Here is a 21278-nt window from a genome sequence, read left to right as displayed (position 1 = left end):
AAAAGCCCAGTAAATTGATGCTCAATATTCAATCTCCTCATAATCCTTTGGCTGTGGTTCAGGACGTTGTGGTGTATTTGTTCGGGACATACCTTTTCTTTTATGTTTTGTCGTCTTGGTTCTTGGCGGTTTCTTTTCCATGATCATCACCTCAATGGTTATTTTTTGATTCCAATAGGCAGGTTATACGGAATATGTCCTCCCTTTATTGGGGACGATAACCATTAAAGACCAAAAAATGGAGGATATTTCAGTGCCACAAAACCATCATAAAGAAAAAAAACTGCCAACTTTTCCAGAACCATATTGGCGAGACTTTATTGACTTACCAGCGTTCACCAGTTTGCAAGAAGATATTAAGGCAGATGCGGTGATTGTCGGGGGCGGGATCACAGGCATTACTGCAGCTTACCTCCTGGCAAGCGAGGGCTTGCAAGTTGTTTTATTAGAAGCAAGCAAGTTGTTAAATGGCACAACCGGCCATACAACAGCAAAGATCACCGCTCAGCACCATTTAATCTATGACGAGATCATCAGTCATATGGGCAAAAGCAAAGCGAGATTATATTATGAGGCTAATATGGATGCGCTGGCGTTTATTAGAAAAACAGTTCAAGACCAACATATCGATTGTGATTTCAGCGATGAAGACGCCTACATCTACGCAACAACAGATCAATACGCCAGGAAACTTGAAAAAGAATATAAGGCTTATCAAAACTTAAACATTAATGGTGAGCTGAAAGATAAAATGCCGCTTGATCTAAACATCAAAAAGGCATTAGTCATGAAAGATCAAGCACAATTCCATCCCATCCACTATTTGGCGCATTTGATCCAGGTAATCCTCGACAAGGGCGGCCGAATTTATGAAAGCACCGTCGGTGTTAATGTTGATAACAGGGACCAGCCCGCAGTCCTTACCAGTGATGGGCATCGTGTTACAGCTGACCATATTTTGTCATGCTCCCACTACCCTTTTTATGACGGGCTCCATTTTTACTTTACCCGGATGTATGCGGATCGGTCATATATTATCGCTGCCAAAACAGACAGAGAATTTCCCGGCGGCATGTACATTAATGCCGAAAATCCGCCAAGATCACTTCGTTCGGCAAAGCTCAATGGTGAGAACCTAATATTAATAGGCGGTGAAAGCCACAAAACCGGTCAAGGGAAGGACACCTTAGAGCATTACAAAGCCCTTGAATCATTTGGACAGGAAACACTAGGTATAAAAGATGTTGTTTACCGCTGGTCGGCGCAAGACCTCATCACGTTAGACAAGGTGCCGTATATCGGAGAAATGAGCCCGGGCGAACAGAACCTTTTGGTCGCAACCGGATACAGAAAATGGGGTATGACAAATGGTACAGTTGCTGCTCTCTTGCTTCGTGATATTGTCTTAAAAAGGGAAAATCCATATCAAAAACTGTTTGAACCCTCACGATTTTACGCCGATCCAAGCCTTAAAGAATTCTTTTCAATTAACGGTGATGTCGCGAAGCATCTTGTTAAAGGGAAGTTTCAGCTGTTTCACAAGAATGCTGAGGATTTGGCAAATGATGAAGGCGGCGTGGTCACTTATAAAGGTGAGCGGGCCGGTGCTTACAAAGATGATAAAGGCCAAGTGCATATCGTTGATACCACATGTACCCATTTAGGCTGTGAAACCGAATGGAACCACGGCGACAGAACCTGGGATTGTCCATGCCATGGTTCGCGATTCTCTTATACTGGGGAGGTTATCGAAGGACCGGCTGAAAAACCATTGAAACGAATGGATTAAAGAAAACTTGGCTTTTAGACCTGCTCCGGCGGGTTATTCAGCATATCGATAAAAACATTTGTCGCTTTATTATGTTCAATACTTGTAGACAGAACATATGAAAACATCCGGGTAAAAAGCTTTTCTTCCATATGAATGATGGCAAGTTCACCCTGTTCAACTGCTTTCTTAACAACCCATAATGATAAGATGGAAATGCCCATCCCATTTGTCACGGCTTCCTTTACGGCTTGATTTGTGCTAAATGAAATCAGATTGTTGGTGCGAATACCAAAGGAACGGATGAAGTGGGCCATGAATTCACCGGTTCCGGATCCCTTTTCTCTTGTCACCCATGTCTGGTCCTGCAAATCATCGATCATCACCTTGCTTTTTGAAGCTAGCACATGTTGGGTGGGTGCAACGATCACCATTTCATCTTCCATGAATGGTGATATATCAAGGTCTTTTTCGTTCGTGTGTCCTTCAATGAGACCAATATCATTTTGTAGCAGCTTAACGGATTGGACAATCTTCTCGGTATTATCAATGATCACCTCCAGCTGGATATCAGGGTATTCCTTATTAAAATCAGTTAATAATAAAGGCAATAAGTATTCACCGATCGTATAGCTTGCCCCGATTTTTAATGTGCCGGTAATACGATGGTGATAAGCGTAAATCTCCTCTTTCGTTTTACTATAAAGTCTAAGCATCTGCTTCGCTCGTTCATACAACATTTGTCCAGTTGGTGTAATGCGAAGAAATTTTGGTGACCGGTCAACCAATTTGGTTTGAAAAGTGTTTTCCAGATTCTTGATGTGCAAGCTGACACTCGGCTGAGATAATAATAATTTTTCACCCGCCCGTGTGAAATTTTGTTCTTCGACAACGGTGATAAATGTTTTTAATGCCTCTAATGTCATGATGACCTCCAATCATTAGAAATATTAATGAATGAAATAAAAAATCTATATTTCCTTTATGATAACACATTTATTATATTGGTATTAAGGAAACCAAAGAGCGCTCTATTAAATTTTTTTTTGAGGTGAGATTATGGCTGGAGACAATCAAGGGTTAGCCTTACAGAAAGACACTGCCCATGTAAACGGTGGAAATCAAAAGAAACCTAAGGGCAGCCCAGCGGTTTTGTGGCTTTACGGGGTAGGTTTTACATTCATCATTGCTTTCATAGGTTTTTGGCTTGCCAAGGTTCCGGGATTTAGTCAGGTCGGCCCAATGGCTTGTTCTATTATCATTGCTGTCATTTATCGGCAAATCTTCGGTTATCCGGAGGCAATCCGTCAAGGCATTCAATTTTCAGCGAAAAAACTTTTGCGTTATGCGATTGTCCTGTTTGGTCTAAAGCTCAATATTGATGTTATTTTTCACGATGGTCTTGGTTTACTCGCCCGCGACGCTGGTGTCATTATCTTTTCGATCGGTGTCATGATGCTGATTGCTAAGTGGTTTAAAGCGGATATGTCCTTATCCTTCCTGCTTGGTGTTGGGACTGGGGTTTGCGGAGCTTCAGCGATTGCAACAGTCTCTTCTATTGTCAAATCCAAGGAAGAGGATACGGCGATCGGTGCTGGCATCATCGCTCTAATGGGTACGATTTTCGCGGTGGCCTATACGATTTTACGACCTTTTCTGCCTTTGTCCGCCATCGATTACGGCATATGGTCCGGTACGAGTTTGCATGAGATCGCCCATGTCGCGCTTGCTGGAGCTCCGGCGGGACCCGATGGTCTGGCAATTGCACTATTAGCTAAGCTTGGCAGGGTATTTTTGCTTGTCCCCCTTAGCTTTATCCTCGTATATTGGATGAAGCGAAAAGGCAAAGCAGAGGGTCAAGGTAAAGTCGAATTCCCTTGGTTCTTAATTGGTTTTATCATCATGAGTTTGATCGGCAGCTATGTCATCGGCCATTCGATTACCATTTCACAAGGAGTTATGGATAATATCTCGAGCTTAACAACATTTATTTTAACAATGGCAATGGTTGGTCTCGGATTAAATGTCAGTTTCAAGGATCTGCGCAGCCGTGCGATGCGCCCGCTTCTCGCTATGACGATCACTTCCGTCATTCTATCGATTTGTGCATTTTTTATAGCTTAACCCAAAAATGTTAAAGAGCCCTCATGAATGCCATGAGGACTCTTTATTATTTTCACCTAAGAAACACGTTCACTATATACAACCAAACGGTGATCATGGGTTTCCAAATCTTCTTGATACGTTCCTGTACATGTTATCAAATTAAGCATTTGTTTATTCGTTGGTCCGAAGATTTTTTTTAGCGGTGCTTCACCGTTTGGATAGCTTTCGATTTTAGTCACCTTATAGGTTAATTTTCTGCCGTCTTTTCCAAAAATATAGATTTTATCATTTTTCTTCAAGTCTTTTAAATGGAAGAATATAGCTGGTCCCCTGTAGCTGTCGACATGGCCGTCAATCACAGCATTCCCGATACCGCCGGGCTTTGCCCCCTTTTTGTACCATGCCACATTATTTGTTCCGCCGGGTACCCCCATCTTGCCATCCTTTGTCAAACCAACCTGTTCGACATTTGCTTCAACCTTTATCTTAGGAATCATTATTTTTTTTGGTACGATTCCCTGGTAACTTTGATCAGTAAATTTCCTGTCTTCATTAGCTGATGCTTTATCTAGCGCACTTTGATATTGGCTGTTGATCATGCTTAAATCTTTCGGCTTTTCTTGTTTAAGTTTAACCATATGCTTCCCATTATTTACTGTTTCCTTAGCTTGCGTCCCGCCGCCAAATGGCTGCTGGTAAAAAACATACATCACGATGACTGCAAGAACAGCAACGACACCTATGATCCACTTTTTCATAATTGACCCCTCCTATTGGCAAAGGGAAAAGGAGGGAGTGCCTCCCCCCTTTAGGTATTATTGCTGTTTGCTGCCTCTTTGTGTTGCGTAAAATGCTGTTCCTGCAGCTAATGCAACGAGAGCAAGAAGGAACCACTCAAAGTAATCTGTTTGCTGTGAACCGCCAAGACCTGTTTTCGGCATATCTGAAGGCATACCCTTCATCATGAACTTATCTGGATTTTGCATAACGATGCCGCCCGCTATCCCTTTAGATGACATAAACATATGGTCATAGGCCATGTCAATTTTATCCCAAGCTTTATCGTAATCTTTAGCTGCATAGTCGTCAAACGCTGTGATAAGCTGAGAAATATGTTCTTGCAAGCCTTTTTGGACAGCATCAGATGGGGTATTGCCGTCTGTTGCCGTAGCGATAAAGTTAGCGAAGTTCTTGCTGTATTCATTCAAGGCGTCTTTTGCTGCTTGTTTTTTGTTTTCATCTTTTGCACCGGTAGCTTTCACATAATCTACAAAATTGCCGATATGGGCTGACCACATCTCTTTGAATTTCTTGCCTGCTTCATCACCATATACTGATGCGATGGCTTTTGATAGATCATCAGTGTTTTCCGCTAATGCTTGAGCCGAAGCTTGGAAATCTTTTGCCCCATCGATTCCATTCTGCATAGCCTGTGTCGCAAGCCCAGCGTGCTCAGCCAGCAAGTAGTTAAGGTTTGAACGCAAGTCAGCTGCTGGTGTGACTGCCTTAGTATTATCAAATTTATCAGGCATTTGACTCGTAATCGCGGATGACAGTGATTTACTAACCATGTACATGTGATGGATGGCATCTCTTTCCATGTTATATGCTTTGTCATAGTCTCCGGCCACGTAAGCATCGAATGCGCCGATCAGATCATGAATATGACTTTGCAGGCCTTTTGTCGCATCAGATGCAACGACTTTACCGCCGGTTGCCTTTGATAGAAAAGCGGCAAAGTCTTTGCTATAGTCGTCAAGCTCACTTAGAGCTTTTTTCTTAGCACCTTCGTCTTTGGCTCCTGTTGCCTTAACATAATCAACAAAGTAGCCAATATGTGCTGACCACATTTTTTTGAATGCGTCCCCGGCATCTTTGCCATAGACAGATGCAATATCCTTCGTTAAGTCATCTGTGTTATTTTTTAATTCGTTGACCGCAGCTTGGAAATCTTTTGCACCTTCAGCACCGCGGCGCATCGCTTCAACAGCAAGAAAAGCGTGCTCACTTAAGTCTTTATCAAGCGTTGATCTAAGCTCTGAAGCTGGTGTGGAAACTGTCGGCTTTCCAGTTTGACTAGATTGTGCATTTGCCAAGCCCGCTGTTGGAATAAGTAGAGACATACTCATCGGTACGACTAACAGTGATTTTTTAAAATTCATTGTAAAACCTCTCCCTTGTTTGTTTTATCACTCAGCTATCGAACCGGATCCGCATATGGATCACTTTTTTTAATAAAAGTTTCATATTTTTTGATTTTTTTCAAAGATAGCTCTGAAACGCTGTCATGGAAGAGTTTTTTTCATAAAGAAAACTCGCCGATTGATGTTGCGTCTTTAGCCAGTGCACTTATGTGCGTCAGAAAGGCTACTGCCTGCCACCTCGTCTACGTTGCCTTGCGACGAAGCGAAGTGGAGGAGCACATATACTTTCTGGTGATTAACCAAAAAAATCAGAGGAAGTTTCTCCTCTGATTTGGAATTCATTCTATTATAATTTGCCTTGCATATAGATGGTGCCTTTTGGCTGCTTATGATTCGGGGCAGATTCTAAGCTGATCGCTACAGCATCCCATTGTTTCCCTTGCTTCATATTATAGGACACCGTTCCGGACCCATTTTGATTTGGTTTGAAAGAGCCCGCTGGCACCGGCTTTCCATCGTTAATCAGCCAAACCTGATAAACCTGATTACCTTTAGTTGGCTTAAGGTCCTGAGCCTGAATGAATAATGTGACATCCTTATTGCTCTTAACCATGGCAGCCGATGCTCTCATCTTTTGCGCATCGCTTTGGGTTGCACCAAGCGGAATGTTAAACAACACTTTAGCGACCTTCTGATTAGATGGCTGGTTGGCGTTGTTTTGAAAAGCATTCTCGCTTACTGTGTAAATATTTCCAATAAGAGAAAGTGCGAGACATGCGGCAAGTCCAATCGTCCATGGATTGACGCCATTCTTTCTTTTTCTTGGGATCCGCCCTATATCAAGTTGTTTCTTTTGTTCAGTAACCCGCGGCTGGGCCGTTTCTTTCTCAGGCACTGTGCCAGTTACATTCGATAGGATTCGCTTTTTCATGTTGTCAGGCGGTGTGACCGATTCAGATAAATAAGGAAGATCCGCTGTTAGGATTTCGAGTTCCTCCAATTCATCCTGGCAAGAATAACACGTTTCCAAATGGCGCTCGAACGCTTCTTTGTCTTCCCGTCTCAATGCACCGTTAAAATAATCGATAAGAAGTGAACATTTTTCGGAACTCACAGCCTAACCCCCCTTTCATCATCAAGCCGTTTTTTTAAATGCTTTAATGCTAGCCTTATGCGTCCTTTTACCGTCCCGAGCGGTATATCACACGACTCAGAAATTTGTTTTTGTGAGTAGCCTTTATAATAAAATAAATGAATCATTTCTTGTTGATCTTTACTTAGTGTATGAATAGAACGGCGTATCGTCTCTTTTTCCTCTTTCCATGTAATTTCATCTTCAACACTAGGCTCTTCAGATTGAAGGGCATCGCGTTCATCAAGTTCGAAGGCATCTTCCTGTTTGAGTTTGCGAATATGATCAATCGCAGTATATCGCGTAATCGTTAGAAGCCATGAAGAAAACTTTCCCTTTGTTTGATCGTATTCACTTTTGCCGTGCCAGAGCTTCATAAAAACCTCCTGCACCACATCCTCTGCTAAACCCGTGTTTTGTGTCATACGATAAGCAAAAGAATAGAGCAATTTTTCGTAGCGATCATAAATGGCCTCTAGTGCAGATTGATCGTGTTGTCTTAACTCAAAATACAGTTTGACATCAGTCTGCAAATTCATAGTAAACTCCTTTGTTTCCGTTAGACTGATCGTAACATGCTCTCAATTAGCTAACGGAAAATATTTATTATTGGATCACTTTTTTTGAAAAACAAGTAAAACACCCAATACCAACACAATCAAAATTAAGATATAGACAGCAAAAGGTGTTTCGTGTAAAGCATTTTCATAAGAAATCGATCCTCCGGATTTTGCAAACCATGCTGCTTCTTTTATAGAGGAAGCAACATGTGCCAGCATTAAGACAACAGCCAGCGTTAAGATTGATCCTCCAATTAACAACATGCTGACAAGTTTTTGATTCATCGTTTCTGCCTCCCTTAAATCAGTCCAATAAAAGATTCCAATGCCTTTATTCTATAGTTTTTATATGTAAAGAACAATAAAGAAAACTTGCCGATTGGCAAGCCTTTGGCGAAGACAGAGGCGTAGTTGCACTTATGTGCGTCAGAAAGGCTACTGCCTGCCACTTCGTCTACGTTGCCTTGCGACGAAGCGAAGTGGAGGAGCACATATACTTTCTGATTAACTAAAGAAAACTGACGGCTCCTCTAAGCCGTCAGTCATATACCATTTATTGAGCTGCGTAGCCTCCATCAATGCAAAACCTCCATTATGTTATATTAAACAACTTACTTAATATATTTACTCTTATGAAGTGTTCAAAACCTTTAAATGTCGCATTCACCAGCGAAAAAATAAGCTGAAAGTCTTAAAACATTCCTTGATAAGGCATCATGGCAGGGATTTTAAAGCATAATCGTTTCACTTCACAATAAGCCGTTGACATCTCTTCTTTACATAAATGTAACCAACATGTAATATATCTTGTGTGGCTTTTAAGCATGTCTGTAAAGAGTCCCGGTAGATTTGCAAAGGAGGATACTCTTTAATGAAAGAACAAATCAAAAAAATTGTCTTCAATAAGTATTTCTATTTTATATTAGCGCTCATTTTATTTTGGATAAAATCATACGCTGCATTTAAAATATTTTTTCAACCTGATTTAGAAAATGACACGCAAGGTTTCATTCTGCTAATTACTCCAATAAGCACAGCGCTGGTCTTCTTTGGACTCAGTCTCTTTTTCAAAGGACCGGCACATAGAGTGGCTGTGCTTGTGATTGATTTTGTTTTGAGCTTCATATTAACCGCTAATATTATTTACCATCGCTTTTTCGATGATTATATTACAATACCGGATCTCATGCAGTTTAAGAATTTCGGAGAGCTTGGCGGCAGTGCCAAAGTATTGGCCGAGCCAATAGACATTTTATATTGGGCAGATTTCATTATTCTAGTTATTCTTGCCTTAGTCCTTAAAAAAGCAGGTTCAGGTTCATTTAAATTTAAAAAACGGTTTGCGGTCGGTATAATAGCTGCCGGGATTGCTGTCTTTTTTGTTAACTTGACACTTGCCGAAGAACAGAGATCTGATCTTCTTACGAGAACATTTGATAGAGCAAAGCTCGTAAAGTTACTTGGGCTATACAACTATCATATCTATGACGCCGTCATCAATATTCGCACGTCAAGCCAAAGGGCGATAGCTGACAGCTCCGACATCAACGGTATTAAGAATTATGTGAAGGCAAATCATGTTAAACCGAGCGATAAATTCTTTGGTGCCGCTAAAGGGAAGAACGTTATTCTTGTGTCACTTGAATCGACCCAAAGCTTTTTAATCAATTACAAATTACACGGTCAGGAAGTGACCCCATTTCTAAATGACCTCGTAAGTAAGAGCTTCTATTTCGATAATTTCTACCATAATACTGGGCAAGGGAAGACATCCGATGCTGAATTTCTCATTGATAATTCGATCTACCCTTTACCAAGGGGTGCAGTTTATACGACGAATGCCCAAAATGAGTATCACGCCACACCGGAGATTTTAGATCAGCATGGCTATACAAGCGTCGCTTTTCACGGCAACCACAAGAGTTTTTGGAACAGGGACATTATGTATAAAACGCTTGGATATGACAAATTTTATCCGGAAAAATATTTTAATATAACAGAAGATAACTCAATCAATTATGGGTTAAAGGATATTCCGTTCTTTAAACAGGCCGTTCCAATCCTGAAAAAAGTCCAGCAGCCTTTTTATGCAAAATTTATAACATTGTCCAATCACTTTCCATTCGTGCTTGATCCTGAAGATGAAATGATTGAACCCGCTAACACTGAAGATAATGTTGTTAACCGGTATTTCCAAACGGCACGGTATGAGGATGAGGCATTGCGGATCTTCTTTGAAAAATTAAAGGAAAGCGATCTTTATAAGAATTCAGTGATTGTCCTTTACGGCGATCATTACGGCATTTCCGAAAATCATAATGAGGCAATGGCAAAGGTTATTGGTGTTGATGAGATCAATTCCTATCATCATCTTAAGCTCCAGCGTGTGCCGCTGTTCATTCATATACCTGGCATGGAAGATCAAGCAAAAGTCATGCATACTACCAGCGGTGAAATTGATGTCAAGCCAACTATACTCCATTTATTGGGGATTCAAACAAAGGATGATATTGCGTTCGGCGCTGATCTCTTTTCACCAGAACGGCCGAGCTTTACGATCCAAAGAGACGGCAGCTTCATTTCCGGTAAATACATCTATTCTAAGAAGGATTCGACATGCTATTTACAAAAAACCGGCGATGTTGTAGGGAATAAGCAGTGTAAACCTTTAGAGAATAAAGCCTTACATGAACTGCAATTATCAGATAAGGTTATCTATGGTGATCTGCTCCGCTTCACGGATAGATAAAGAGAACTCGCCAATCGGCGAGTTTTCTTTACCATATAAACGGCCAAGCTACAATGGCGGCAATGGCCGTCACTGCAACCGGAAGGCCGAGTCCCCATCCCCATGCAAAGGTCCCCGAGTCATCCATAGGGCCTTCCTCACCCACCTTATCAAAAGGTTGAATGTAAACATTGGATTCATCCACTCTCGTCAACACCCCGCGATGGACAGTGCCGTCGTAACATGTGATTTCTACCGATTTATTTATATTTTCTAGGCAAATCGTATAGAAGTCATAAGCGGACATTGATTTCCCCCCTGATTCATCGTGCATACTTTCTATTTTATGATAAGCCATGGTGTTTTGGATAGGTTAACCACATACACAATAAAGATGGGGCTCTTGTCGGCTAGACTTTGTCAGCATTCTTCAAGTAATCCTGCACAACCCTGGCTAATGCATCAATGGTGTTTTGTAATTCCTCTTTCGTATTATCTACACCGCCGACTTCAATCAGTATGACGTGAGGTGAAAGGTCCTGATTGTAGACGCCATTTACGCCGGTTCCCCTTTTCTCAAAGATACCTTTTGACAAACCTGGATACAATTTATTTAGATCGTCATGAAGCTTATTGGTTATCGCAAGATTCTTTTTATAATATGGATTTTCCTTGCCGATAACAAATGACACTCTGGCAAACGGTTTATTGTTGATATGTGCTGTTGTATCCTTTTTCCTCGACGAATCCCGATGAACGTCGATAAATAACTTATAGTCCTTATTGCTATTAATAGCTTCCTTGACTATTGGCCTTGAAGCATCGTATGCTTGTGCTGTCGTCCAGTTTTTCTTACGAAGGAGTTCTGTCATACTTGACAGATCCGCTACCGCTTTGACACCTCTCTCCTTCAAGGCTTTTGCAAACATCTCATCAACCATATGAATATTCTTTGATGTACTTGTCGCTTTGTTAGCATCCTTCGCACCGGTTAATCCTAATATCGGAAGATAGGATTCATAGCTGTGTGTTGAATAAAGAAACACCTTTCCATTTTTCACGTCTTCAGGGGCTGGTTTTGGCTTCTCTTGATCATGATCCGTTTTATCCTTTTTCTTTTCCTTTAATAGATAATCCAGCGGCGGTGAGGATTCGACTGGCACGTTCGAGTAGTTTGTCCCTTCCCCAGCCACAATAATTTCTGTGTCAAAAATCGAGAAACCCGGAAGCTCATTTCCCAGCAAACTTCTCGTATCCCCAAAGTTAATGTTCGTCAGTGATTGAAATGAAAGCTTTGAAAGACTAACAGACTGATGATCATCTGGTAAGACTTGCTTAAAATAAGGATTTTCCCAACCCAAGAAATCAACCATTGTCTCCGCTTTCATTGCCTGAAGAGCCTTGCTGACATTTTGGTATGAAAGATAATAGCTTATTTTCGTTACCGTCAGTAAAGAGATAACAATAAACAGGAAACAAATCAATACAGGAAGCATCACAATAGCACGTTTCAAAAAAATCGGTTTCTGCTGTGAGGAGTAAGGTATAAACATCGAATCTTCCTTTTTTAGCTTTTTATAAATTCTATGACTGCAAGTCTATAAAATGACTAGAAATAAATAGAAATGTTAAAAATGAAAGATTTCATTTAAAGAAAACTCGCCGATTGGCGAGCCTTTGGTGAAGACAGAGGCGTAGTTGCGATGCACAGGACGTGCTAGTACTGGCGTTGTAACAGGATGTTACGTCTTTAGCCAGTGCACTTATGTGCGTAAGAAAGTTTATACTTTCTTATTAACTTAAAAAGGGAAAATATAAAAGGCGCCCTAGGAGGCACCTTTTATATTTTCCTCTAATTTCCTTGAAAACCTAAGCAGAGCATATAGAATAAAGAAAATGATAATCATCACAGCTTCGAGCGATAACATGTACCATGGCCACGGGCCTAGGAAATCCAAAATAGAATGTCCCTTTGGTTTCTTCATGATGTACAAATAATTTGCATCTATCATGCGGTTGACAAAAAACACAATAGCACCGTATATGTCTACGATTAGCACCGTGATCCATAAAGAACGGATTGACACGTGATACCTTTCAACCGCAGCCATAAATAAAATAGACAGAAAAGCCCCGCCATGCGATACAAAAAATTCTATATAGCGAAAGTGAGGAAATGAGTAAATCCCTAAGTCTGGCGTCAACATCGCCTGAATGGCACTGCCCAAACCTGCGAAATACAAAAATTTAAACAGATTTGCGCTTCTCGTAAGCAGCATGATTATTGTAAGGAGAACGGTGATATCGCTAAGCTGCAGCGGCAAAGCATATCGAACGGACCAAGCACCTGAGGACACGTACCATATTTGGAGACAAACTTCGGTTGCGAGTAACAAAAAGGCAAGCAAGTATCTAATACATTCGCCTAAGCCCCGATGTCTTAATAAAACTCGAAAGATTAATAACATGACTCCGAGCAACCCAATAATCAGTAACGTGATAAGATGTTCTTTTGAAAAAAGGTGAAATTGCTCACCTTTATAATGATATGCAAAATATTTTTCCATGCGGCCACCTTCGTTTTGCAAGCTAGCCTTAGTTTACATTAAAACCTTGTCATTCATACTTTTTACTTAACAATCAGTACCAATATTAACTTACATGATAAGATGTCGCATGCTTTTTCTTATCGATGCGATGGGTTAGAAAGCCAAACAACGGAGGTAAAATCAAGCAAATTGTCATAACCCTTAGGACTTGAACTGCCACAACAAATGTTGAATCCGCATGCAGCACAACGGAAGTAGTCGCCATTTCCGCAATTCCCCCTGGAGAAAAGGCCAAAATAGAAGTGATTAAATTCATCCCTGTGACCTTCGATACAAGATAGGCATATCCTAGCATTGTGATGATAAAGCAGATTGATCCTAGCAGACCGACGATAAAAACCCGCGCGAGTCCCTTAAACATACCTTTGTTTAGCCGAGAACCAATGCATGCCCCGATGAATATTTGGGATAGAATAATGAACCAATGGGGCCACCACGGAAATACAGGAGCTCCCGCAAGCGCTTCTGTAAGCGGCTTTATAACTGCTACACCAAGCATACTGCCAAGCAGCCATGGTGCGGGGAATCTGAGAAGCTTAGCGGCATACCTTCCTGCAAGTGCAGCAAGGACTAATATGAAGGTCAATGTTAATTGAGTTGCCATGCCTTGATGGACTGCCGAAGCGGGCTCAGTCATGGCAGCTGTTTGCGCGGAATGACCGGGGCTCAAAAAGGAAACCATCATTGGAATGGTACCAACCACAAGGAAGACACGTATCAATTGAATAATACTGACGACGGCTGTGTTAGCACCGGCTTCTGCCGCAATACCGGACATGGCCGAAAGCCCGCCCGGGGTTGTGCCAAAGAAACTCGTCAGCATATCCGTCTTTCCGAGCTTCCATAAAACAACCCCAGATAGCAAAGAAAAGATAATAGACAATAGTAGCATGATGGCAATTGTCAGCCAGTTTTCTTTAAAAGTGCTTAAAACCGATACATTTATTTTTTGGCCTAACTCAATACCTAATATAAATTGACCAATCAAAAGCCAATAGTTCTTTGCCCCTTTTTGCCCGCTTCCAAGCTTCAAAAAAGCCGGGCGCCAAAAAGAGAGTATTCCTGCAAAAAGCAATGTACCTACCATCCAGCCAATTGACATTCCTGCTAAAGTGAACAGATAACCGCCAATACTGCTTATTAAAATAAACCATACATTCAACATAATACTTTTAACTTTTCCCATATTAAAGACCTTCTTCCTGTAAACAATGATGTTTAGATTATGGGAACTTATTGATCCGAAATCATTTTCTAACACAATTAAATATAGTACACTTTCTGTAATAGGTAAAATATCATTTTTTTATAATTAACTATAATAATTTCCTATGTCTTAAATTCCCAAGGGAGGCCTATATGGATCAGCGTGATTGGCATATTTTACAACTCCTCTATCAAAAGAAAAATATTACGAAAACAGCCCAGAGTTTATATATTTCCCAACCCACTTTAACAAATCGCCTTCAGCACATTGAAAGGGAATTTGGGGTAAAAATCGTTAATAGAGGCCGGCGCGGCGTCCAATTTACACCTCAAGGCGAGTATTTAGCAAAATGCGCGGATGATATGCTGTTAAACATGCGTAAAATCAAGGAAAAGGTATTAAATATGGGAGAAAACATTTCGGGAACCCTAAGGTTAGGTGTATCCCATTCATTTACACACTACAAGCTGCCGACCATATTAAAGCATTTTAAGGAACGTTATCCAGCCGTTGAGTTTAAGGTGACGACGGCGCATAGTGCAGATGTCATAAACCTGGCATATAACCAGGACGTCCATATCGGTTTTGTCCGAGGTAATGTTAATTGGCAAGGACAGCAGCGGTTATTATTTGAGGAAACCATTTCTGTTGTATCAAAAAAAAGTTTTAAATTGAGTGACCTCCCCCGCCTCCCGAGGATTGATTATCATACGGACTACATGTTAAAAGGTTTGATCGATCATTGGTGGTCAGCACATTTTACCCAGCCGCCGCTCATCAGCATGGAAGTAGACAAAGCGGAAACATGTAAAGATATGGTCATCAACGGGTTGGGATATGCGATTATGCCAAGCATGATCCTGAACGATTTAGATCATGTTCATCGTATCGACATTGAGACAAAAGCTGGTGACCCAATCCTTCGAAAAACGTGGATGATCTATTATGAGGAATTTTTAGAGATAAAACTTGTAACAGCCTTTGTTGATTTTATAGAAGAAGTGAATTTCATACCGAAAAATTAAAAGCCGGGTACAGCTGCCCCGGCTTTAATGATTCATTATTGTTTTGTCCATTCTTCAATATCCCAAACTTTTGTGACCCAATCTTCATAGAAGTCTGCCTCATGGGAAACGAGCAAGACCGATCCGGTGTATGCCTGCAGCGCCTTTTGTAATGAAGCCTTGGCATCAACATCCAAATGGTTTGTCGGTTCATCCAAAATAAGGACATTACCTTGCTCAAGCATAAGCCTGCATAAACGAACTTTAGTTTCTTCACCCCCGCTTAATGTATTTATGCCTTGGTGGATATGCTTGGATAATAATCCGCATTGGGCTAGTTTTTGCCTGATTTCTTTCTCCGAATATTGTGGGTATCGATCCCCAATGATTTGCAGCGGCGTTAACGAAGACGATAATGCCTGCTGTTCAAAATAGCTTATGTGAACCCTGTCCCCAAACGACAGGGTGCCATTAATAGCAGGGATTTCTCCCAAAAGTGTTTTAAGCAACGTTGATTTGCCTATGCCGTTGTGACCGATAATCGCCGCTTTTTCACCGCGCTTAAAAGTAAGATTAAGCGGCGGCAGCAAAGAGTTTCGATAACCAACCTCCAAATCCTTTGTTTTTAGTAACGTTTGGACAGGCTGTTTGACAACCGAAAAGTGAAACCGGGGTTTGGGAAGATCTTTCGGCCGGTCTATTTTTTCTATTTTTTCGAGCCTTTTCTCACGGCTCTTTGCTTGCTTTGCTGTGGCAGCACGCGCCTTGTTTTTCCTGACGTAATCCTCCAGCTTCTGAATTTCCCTTTGCTGTTTCTGGAAGGCTTGCTGAAGCTCCTGCTTCCTTTGGTCATACAACTTATTAAATTGTTCATAATTCCCAGGATATCTCATCAGTTTTTGATGCTCCAAATGGTAGACAACATTGATGACATCATTCAGAAATACCGTATCATGCGAAATTAAAATAAAAGCATTTGGGTAATCCCTTAGCATCTGAGTTAGCCATTTAATGTGTCCTGGATCTAAATAGTTTGTTGGTTCATCCAGCAGTAAAACATCGGGTTCTTCCAATAACAATTTACCCAGCAACAGCTTGGTCCTTTGCCCGCCGCTTAATTTAACCGCCGGCGTATCCATCCCCAAAGCTTTCAGCCCTAATCCCGAGGCGACGCTCTCAATTTTCATATCCAAAGAATAAAAGTCATTCTGGATAAGACATTCCTGGAGTTCGCCATAACGATCCAGCACCCTTTGCTCAAGGCTGCTTTCCATCTGTGCCGCAAGAGCTTCCATCTCATTATTGGCTTGATAAAGGTCAGCAAATGCTGTTTGTAAAAAGGCTCGTATTGTCAGATTCGCCGTTAAATCATAATGCTGTTCTAAATACCCGATTGTCATTTTAGGATGCAGTGTAACGGAACCGCTGTCTGCCAGCAAACGTCCTGTCAGCAATTTTAATAATGTTGACTTTCCAGAGCCGTTAGGACCAACAAGGCCAATATGCTCGCCATTTAGCAAACGAAAAGCCACCTTTTTAAATATTTCTTTATCTCCAAATGAATGTGTTAAATTATCCGCATGGATCAAGCTCATTTTTTCTACACTCCTTGATTGTATAGTTAGCCAATCGCAACAAGCATAGAAAAACCTGCAAAAAAGGAAAGCGAAAATACGCTTTCCCTTCTCCTATAAGAAAAGATGGGGCAAGTGATCCGCTGTTAAAACGATTGGCTTTTTAAAAAAAGGCAGACTTCACCAATTTCAAGCCAAATCGCTTTGAAAAACAACGGATCTTTGCATGCGCCACCTTCACTCCTTTTCGAATATGATTAGTCATACTATACCATGTTTAAAATTTCTAAACAACAACAGTGCCTTGAAACGTGTATTATGGATGGAAAAAACTATTAATAATTTATTTTAATTAAGATAACAGATATTAAAAAAACTTTGTTAAACAATTTTATTAAATTCTTCTAAACGCTGCTATAAAAGGGTTTTTAGCTTGCTTACACCATGTCCCTCACTAAATTTTAAAATATACTGAAATTTGTGTTGACGAAGACGAGCTCGCTGTTATAGTATAGTAGCAACAAATAAAATTACTGTATTACAACAGAGGCCACAAAAAATCATAAGGAGGTTTTACCATGAACTGCCCAACCTGCAATGGCAACGGTGAACTTGAATGTCGAAAGTGTCAAGAAAAGCAAAAGGACGGAAAATGCACGAGCCACTACTGTCATGATGGCGTTGTTATTTGCCCGCGATGCTGCGGAAACGGAAGAATTGATTAAGAGTGTAAGCAAAAAAGCATCTTAACACTGCCAGGATATGAGTGATTGCATGAACCATTTCAAAAGGAGGAATATATTATGGTAAAGCAAAATGAGGGAAGAGCACTGAAAGAGCAATGGCAATCGAAACGCTGGGACGGTATCACCCGACCTTATACAATCGAAGAGGTGCTGCGGCTCCGGGGTTCGGTTACCATTGAACACACTTTAGCCAAATTAGGAGCAGAACGTTTGTGGCACCTTATTAATAAGGAGGATTATGTCCATGCTCTAGGTGCTTTAACTGGCAATCAGGCTGTCCAGCAGGTAAAAGCCGGCTTGCAAGCGATCTATTTGAGCGGCTGGCAAGTTGCTGCCGATGCAAATCTCGCTGGTCAAATGTATCCTGACCAAAGCCTCTATCCTGCCAACAGTGTCCCTCACGTTGTTAAGCGTATAAATCAGGCCTTGCAGCGCGCCGATCAAATTGATCATGCCGAAGGAAAAAATGAGACATATTGGTTTGCTCCAATTGTTGCGGATGCTGAAGCCGGTTTTGGCGGCTCGTTAAATGTCTTTGAGTTAATGAAATCAATGATCGAATCTGGTGCTGCGGGCGTTCACTTTGAAGACCAACTTTCCTCTGAGAAAAAATGCGGTCATCTTGGCGGCAAGGTACTGCTCCCTACCCAGCAGGCAGTTCAACATTTAGTATCTGCAAGGTTAGCGGCAGATGTCATGGATATTCCTACTGTGATTATCGCCCGTACAGATGCCAATGCGGCCAATCTAATAACCAGCGATGTTGATCCTTATGACCATGAATTTCTGACTGGCGAACGGACGGCTGAGGGCTTTTACCGTACAAAAGCGGGTCTCGACCAAGCGATTGCAAGAGGGCTTGCTTATGCCCCCTATGCCGATATGATTTGGTGCGAAACATCGGAGCCGAATCTTGAAGAGGCGCAAAAATTTGCTGATGCCATACATGAGAAGTTCCCTGGAAAGCTTTTAGCTTACAACTGCTCGCCGTCATTCAACTGGAAAAAGAAGCTTGATGATACGACGATTGCAGGCTTCCAAAATGAACTAGGTAAAATGGGCTATAAATTCCAATTCGTCACTTTAGCTGGCTTCCATGCCCTTAATCACGGCATGTTTGAGCTGGCGCGCCATTATAAAACCAAAGGCATGGCCGCCTATTCGGAACTTCAAGAAAAAGAATTCAAAAGCGAGCAACATGGCTATTCTGCAACGAAACATCAGCGAGAGGTCGGAACAGGTTATTTCGATACTGTTTCGCAAACGATCTCAGGCGGGACCTCATCGACCACCGCTCTTAAGGGTTCAACTGAGGAAGAACAATTTTCAACATTATAGCCGAAAAAAAGCCCTCTTATTATTATAATTAAGAGGGTTTTTGACTCAATATTAGTAAAAGCCGCCGTAGCCAAACCGTCTAAAACCAAATATGCTTCCCAAACCTACACCAAGCAATCCTCCAGTGAATCCACCTGCAAAAGCTCCTGGGAAGCCAAATGCAAATATTCCCGGACCATCATAACCGCCGCCATCGAATCCGTCAAAAGGACGGAGATAAACATTCTCTCTATCAACAGAATGGATAATGCCTCGATGAACGGTGCCATCATGACAGGTGATTTCTACTGCGTTGTTAATATGCTCACAGCATTGATGGTAAAAATGCTCTGCAGACATTCCGACACTCTCCTTTCAAGAAGTGTTAGAAGTTAAGGCGTGATATATGACTTAATTATTATCTTTGCTTATACATTAGTATATGGTTCGATTCCCTTTCCGGATGGGTGATCTGCCAGGGACAATCGTTTGTTTCTATCGCTCCTCATTGGATACTGATTAATAAAGACGGTCATATTAAGGGAGAAAGGAGAGATAACCTTGAGCAATCCAAAAAGACACCCCGAAAACTTTACCCCTGACCATCTTGGCGAGCAGTCTGTGGCAGAGGATAGCAACAAAGGAAAACAAATGGCCAATAAGAGTAATGAGGAACCAAAATACATTCCTCCTAAAGGAAAATAATGTCAAAAACAACGTCCAAGAAGGACGTTGTTTTTATATAGCGTTTTTTCAAAATGGTTCATCGATAAGAAAATGAACCCCCCCCCCGCTCATTAAGATTGCTTATATCTTTGTGAGTATCATGGCTAAGCATGTTATCGCTCTCCCATTTTTCGATCATTAAAATGTGTCGGGAGCGTCACTTCGACGGTAGTCCCTTTATCCATTTCACTTCTTATATCCATCGTGCCATGGTGGCTGCGAATAATCTTCTGGCAAATCATTAAGCCTAGCCCTGTTCCTTTTTCTTTGGTACTATAGAAAGGCTCTCCAAGTTTTGTCAAACGATCTTCAGGTATGCCCATTCCTTCATCAATAAATTGAATCAAAATCCGCCCTTCCCTTAATAAGCGCAATTTAATATAGATCCGGCCCCCTTTTTCCATTGCTTCAATGGCGTTTTTAATAATATTAATAAAGACCTGTTTCAATTTGTCAGGTTCACAAGCAATCTTAATTGACTCGACTTCAAACTCCGTGATCAGCTCAATATTTTTCATGATGGCTTGAGTATTCAGCAATGTCACGGTACGGCTTAATAATTTTACGATATTCTCCTGTTCCACATGGACAACTTGCGGCTTAGCCAGAATAAGCAAGTCGCCGACAATATTATCAATGCGGTCCAGCTCCTGAAGAATGACACTGACGTAATGATTTTCCATGGCTCCGTCCATCAGCTGTGTAAATCCTTTAATCGCTGTTAAGGGATTTCTTATTTCGTGAGCTATACCTGCTGCCAATTGACCAACAACCGTTAATTTTTCAGCCTGTTGCAACATTTCTTCTGTTTTCTTCCGTTCGGTCACATCTCTTAAGACAACCTGAACTGTGTTTCGGCCCTTATAATTTGTAGGAATAAATTTGACATCCGCCTGCCTTGTATCGCGGTCTGTTCGCAAGATAATTAGGTTCTCAATATCAACAGGCCGCTGGGTCCTTTTGACCTTTTCAAGGTGTTCGGTTAATACTTGATGTTGGTCCGGGTGAACATATTTGAACAGTGATTCACCAATGACCTCACCAGGTCTCGTGAAACCAAATAATTTTTTTCCGCCATTATTTATGTATATCCAGTTAGCATCACTGGTCATGATACCAATAGTGTCTTGTGTATGTTCAACGAGCAGTCTGTATTTCGTTTCACTGTCACGTGTTTCTGCTTCAGCTAGCTTTAATTCCGTAATATCCCGTGTAATACAAAGAATTTCCTTTGAGGTCCCATCCTTTTTTCGCGTATCTTGACAAAAAATCGATTCAACCCAAATATAATCGCCTTCCTTCCTGAGAAGACGATAAGATGTTTTCTCCCCCTCTAAAGTTGCTTCCTGCCTGACGAAGCTTTCAACAATCGGGCGGTCATCAGGATGGATCAGTTGGTAAAGCGACTTCCCGGACAGTTCGTTGGGTTCGAACCCCAAAAGCGAACGGCTGGCTGCCGATGTGTAGTTAAAAATACCTGTTTCAATGGCATGACGTGAGATCATATCTGAAAAGTACTTTGTAAAAGCAATAAAGTTATCAACATCCTGATCTATTTGCTTATTGCTGAATCTAAATTTATGCTGGGAATTCATCTTGTAAAAATCCTCCAATAGCAAGACACTAAATAGGGTCAAACATGACAGCTGGCATTTGC

At 41.3% G+C, this 21278-nt stretch carries 20 protein-coding genes; 7 read left to right on the top strand and 13 right to left on the bottom strand.

Annotated elements, in window-relative coordinates; translation table 11 throughout:
• The first annotated feature begins 238 nt into the window (after positions 1-238).
• On the top strand, positions 239-1789 hold the full coding sequence (locus tag EV207_RS12875; protein WP_132746561.1) for an FAD-dependent oxidoreductase: 1551 nt from the start codon (positions 239-241) through the stop codon (positions 1787-1789).
• 14 nt (positions 1790-1803) lie between these two features.
• Here EV207_RS12875 and EV207_RS12870 read toward each other — a convergent pair whose 3' ends face one another.
• Positions 1804-2694: a LysR family transcriptional regulator gene (locus tag EV207_RS12870; RefSeq protein ID WP_132746560.1), complete on the bottom strand. Its 891-nt coding sequence runs from the start codon at positions 2692-2694 to the stop codon at positions 1804-1806.
• 133 nt (positions 2695-2827) lie between these two features.
• On the opposite strand from EV207_RS12870, the gene EV207_RS12865 reads away from it, so the two are divergent.
• On the top strand, positions 2828-3892 hold the full coding sequence (locus tag EV207_RS12865; RefSeq protein ID WP_132746559.1) for a YeiH family protein: 1065 nt from the start codon (positions 2828-2830) through the stop codon (positions 3890-3892).
• Between the two features lie 56 nt (positions 3893-3948).
• Here the strand turns inward: EV207_RS12865 and EV207_RS12860 are convergent, their stop codons facing one another.
• The 5 genes from EV207_RS12860 to EV207_RS12840 all read right to left on the bottom strand — a co-directional run bounded on the left by EV207_RS12860 (position 3949) and on the right by EV207_RS12840 (position 7995).
• Positions 3949-4632, bottom strand: coding sequence for a class F sortase (locus EV207_RS12860; RefSeq protein ID WP_132746558.1), 684 nt, complete (start codon positions 4630-4632; stop codon positions 3949-3951).
• A 57-nt stretch (positions 4633-4689) separates the two neighbouring features.
• The gene (locus EV207_RS12855) at positions 4690-6036 is read right to left on the bottom strand and encodes a copper amine oxidase (protein ID WP_132746557.1); all 1347 of its coding nucleotides are present in this window, start codon (positions 6034-6036) and stop codon (positions 4690-4692) included.
• 328 nt (positions 6037-6364) lie between these two features.
• Entirely contained in the window at positions 6365-7132 is a 768-nt protein-coding gene (locus EV207_RS12850; RefSeq protein WP_132746556.1) for an anti-sigma factor, read from the bottom strand.
• Positions 7129-7689, bottom strand: a complete 561-nt coding sequence (locus EV207_RS12845) for an RNA polymerase sigma factor (RefSeq protein WP_132746555.1) — start codon at positions 7687-7689, stop codon at positions 7129-7131. Before EV207_RS12845 ends, EV207_RS12850 begins: the two co-directional genes overlap by 4 nt.
• Positions 7690-7764: 75 nt before the next feature.
• A complete protein-coding gene (locus tag EV207_RS12840; protein ID WP_132746554.1) occupies positions 7765-7995 on the bottom strand; it encodes a hypothetical protein in 231 nt (76 codons plus the stop codon).
• A gap of 586 nt (positions 7996-8581) precedes the next feature.
• Between EV207_RS12840 and EV207_RS12835 the strand changes: the two genes are divergently transcribed.
• Positions 8582-10459, top strand: coding sequence for an LTA synthase family protein (locus tag EV207_RS12835; RefSeq protein ID WP_132746553.1), 1878 nt, complete (start codon positions 8582-8584; stop codon positions 10457-10459).
• A 28-nt stretch (positions 10460-10487) separates the two neighbouring features.
• Here the strand turns inward: EV207_RS12835 and EV207_RS12830 are convergent, their stop codons facing one another.
• From EV207_RS12830 to EV207_RS12815, 4 genes are all read right to left on the bottom strand, one after another.
• Positions 10488-10745: a hypothetical protein gene (locus EV207_RS12830; RefSeq protein ID WP_132746552.1), complete on the bottom strand. Its 258-nt coding sequence runs from the start codon at positions 10743-10745 to the stop codon at positions 10488-10490.
• 103 nt (positions 10746-10848) lie between these two features.
• Positions 10849-11991, bottom strand: a complete 1143-nt coding sequence (gene spoIIP, locus EV207_RS12825; protein WP_132746551.1) for a stage II sporulation protein P — start codon at positions 11989-11991, stop codon at positions 10849-10851.
• Positions 11992-12264: 273 nt separating this feature from the next.
• Positions 12265-13005 (bottom strand): YwaF family protein, encoded by a 741-nt coding sequence (locus tag EV207_RS12820; RefSeq protein WP_132746550.1) that lies wholly within the window; start codon positions 13003-13005, stop codon positions 12265-12267.
• Between the two features lie 85 nt (positions 13006-13090).
• Positions 13091-14233: an AbrB family transcriptional regulator gene (locus tag EV207_RS12815; RefSeq protein WP_132746549.1), complete on the bottom strand. Its 1143-nt coding sequence runs from the start codon at positions 14231-14233 to the stop codon at positions 13091-13093.
• Positions 14234-14406: 173 nt separating this feature from the next.
• On the opposite strand from EV207_RS12815, the gene EV207_RS12810 reads away from it, so the two are divergent.
• Positions 14407-15279, top strand: coding sequence for a LysR family transcriptional regulator (locus tag EV207_RS12810; protein ID WP_132746548.1), 873 nt, complete (start codon positions 14407-14409; stop codon positions 15277-15279).
• A 35-nt stretch (positions 15280-15314) separates the two neighbouring features.
• On the opposite strand, the gene EV207_RS12805 is transcribed toward EV207_RS12810, so the two are convergent.
• A complete protein-coding gene (locus EV207_RS12805) occupies positions 15315-16853 on the bottom strand; it encodes an ABC-F family ATP-binding cassette domain-containing protein (RefSeq protein ID WP_132746547.1) in 1539 nt (512 codons plus the stop codon).
• 557 nt (positions 16854-17410) lie between these two features.
• Between EV207_RS12805 and EV207_RS23080 the strand changes: the two genes are divergently transcribed.
• Together EV207_RS23080 and aceA are read left to right on the top strand one after the other, a co-directional pair.
• Entirely contained in the window at positions 17411-17557 is a 147-nt protein-coding gene (locus EV207_RS23080; RefSeq protein WP_165886935.1) for a hypothetical protein, read from the top strand.
• Positions 17558-17635: 78 nt separating this feature from the next.
• Positions 17636-18916: an isocitrate lyase gene (gene aceA, locus EV207_RS12800; protein ID WP_132746546.1), complete on the top strand. Its 1281-nt coding sequence runs from the start codon at positions 17636-17638 to the stop codon at positions 18914-18916.
• 51 nt (positions 18917-18967) lie between these two features.
• On the opposite strand, the gene EV207_RS12795 is transcribed toward aceA, so the two are convergent.
• Positions 18968-19255 (bottom strand): hypothetical protein, encoded by a 288-nt coding sequence (locus EV207_RS12795; protein WP_132746545.1) that lies wholly within the window; start codon positions 19253-19255, stop codon positions 18968-18970.
• A 201-nt stretch (positions 19256-19456) separates the two neighbouring features.
• Between EV207_RS12795 and EV207_RS12790 the strand changes: the two genes are divergently transcribed.
• Positions 19457-19600, top strand: a complete 144-nt coding sequence (locus tag EV207_RS12790) for an acid-soluble spore protein N (RefSeq protein ID WP_132746544.1) — start codon at positions 19457-19459, stop codon at positions 19598-19600.
• Between the two features lie 134 nt (positions 19601-19734).
• Here the strand turns inward: EV207_RS12790 and EV207_RS12785 are convergent, their stop codons facing one another.
• Positions 19735-21216 (bottom strand): PAS domain-containing sensor histidine kinase, encoded by a 1482-nt coding sequence (locus tag EV207_RS12785; protein ID WP_165886934.1) that lies wholly within the window; start codon positions 21214-21216, stop codon positions 19735-19737.
• Positions 21217-21278 lie beyond the last annotated feature (62 nt).

It is taken from the genome of Scopulibacillus darangshiensis (assembly GCF_004341035.1).
GTDB lineage: Bacteria > Bacillota > Bacilli > Bacillales > Sporolactobacillaceae > Scopulibacillus > Scopulibacillus darangshiensis.
The sequence above is the reverse complement of the archived record's forward strand: the minus strand, read 5'-3'. Positions and strand labels throughout refer to the sequence as shown.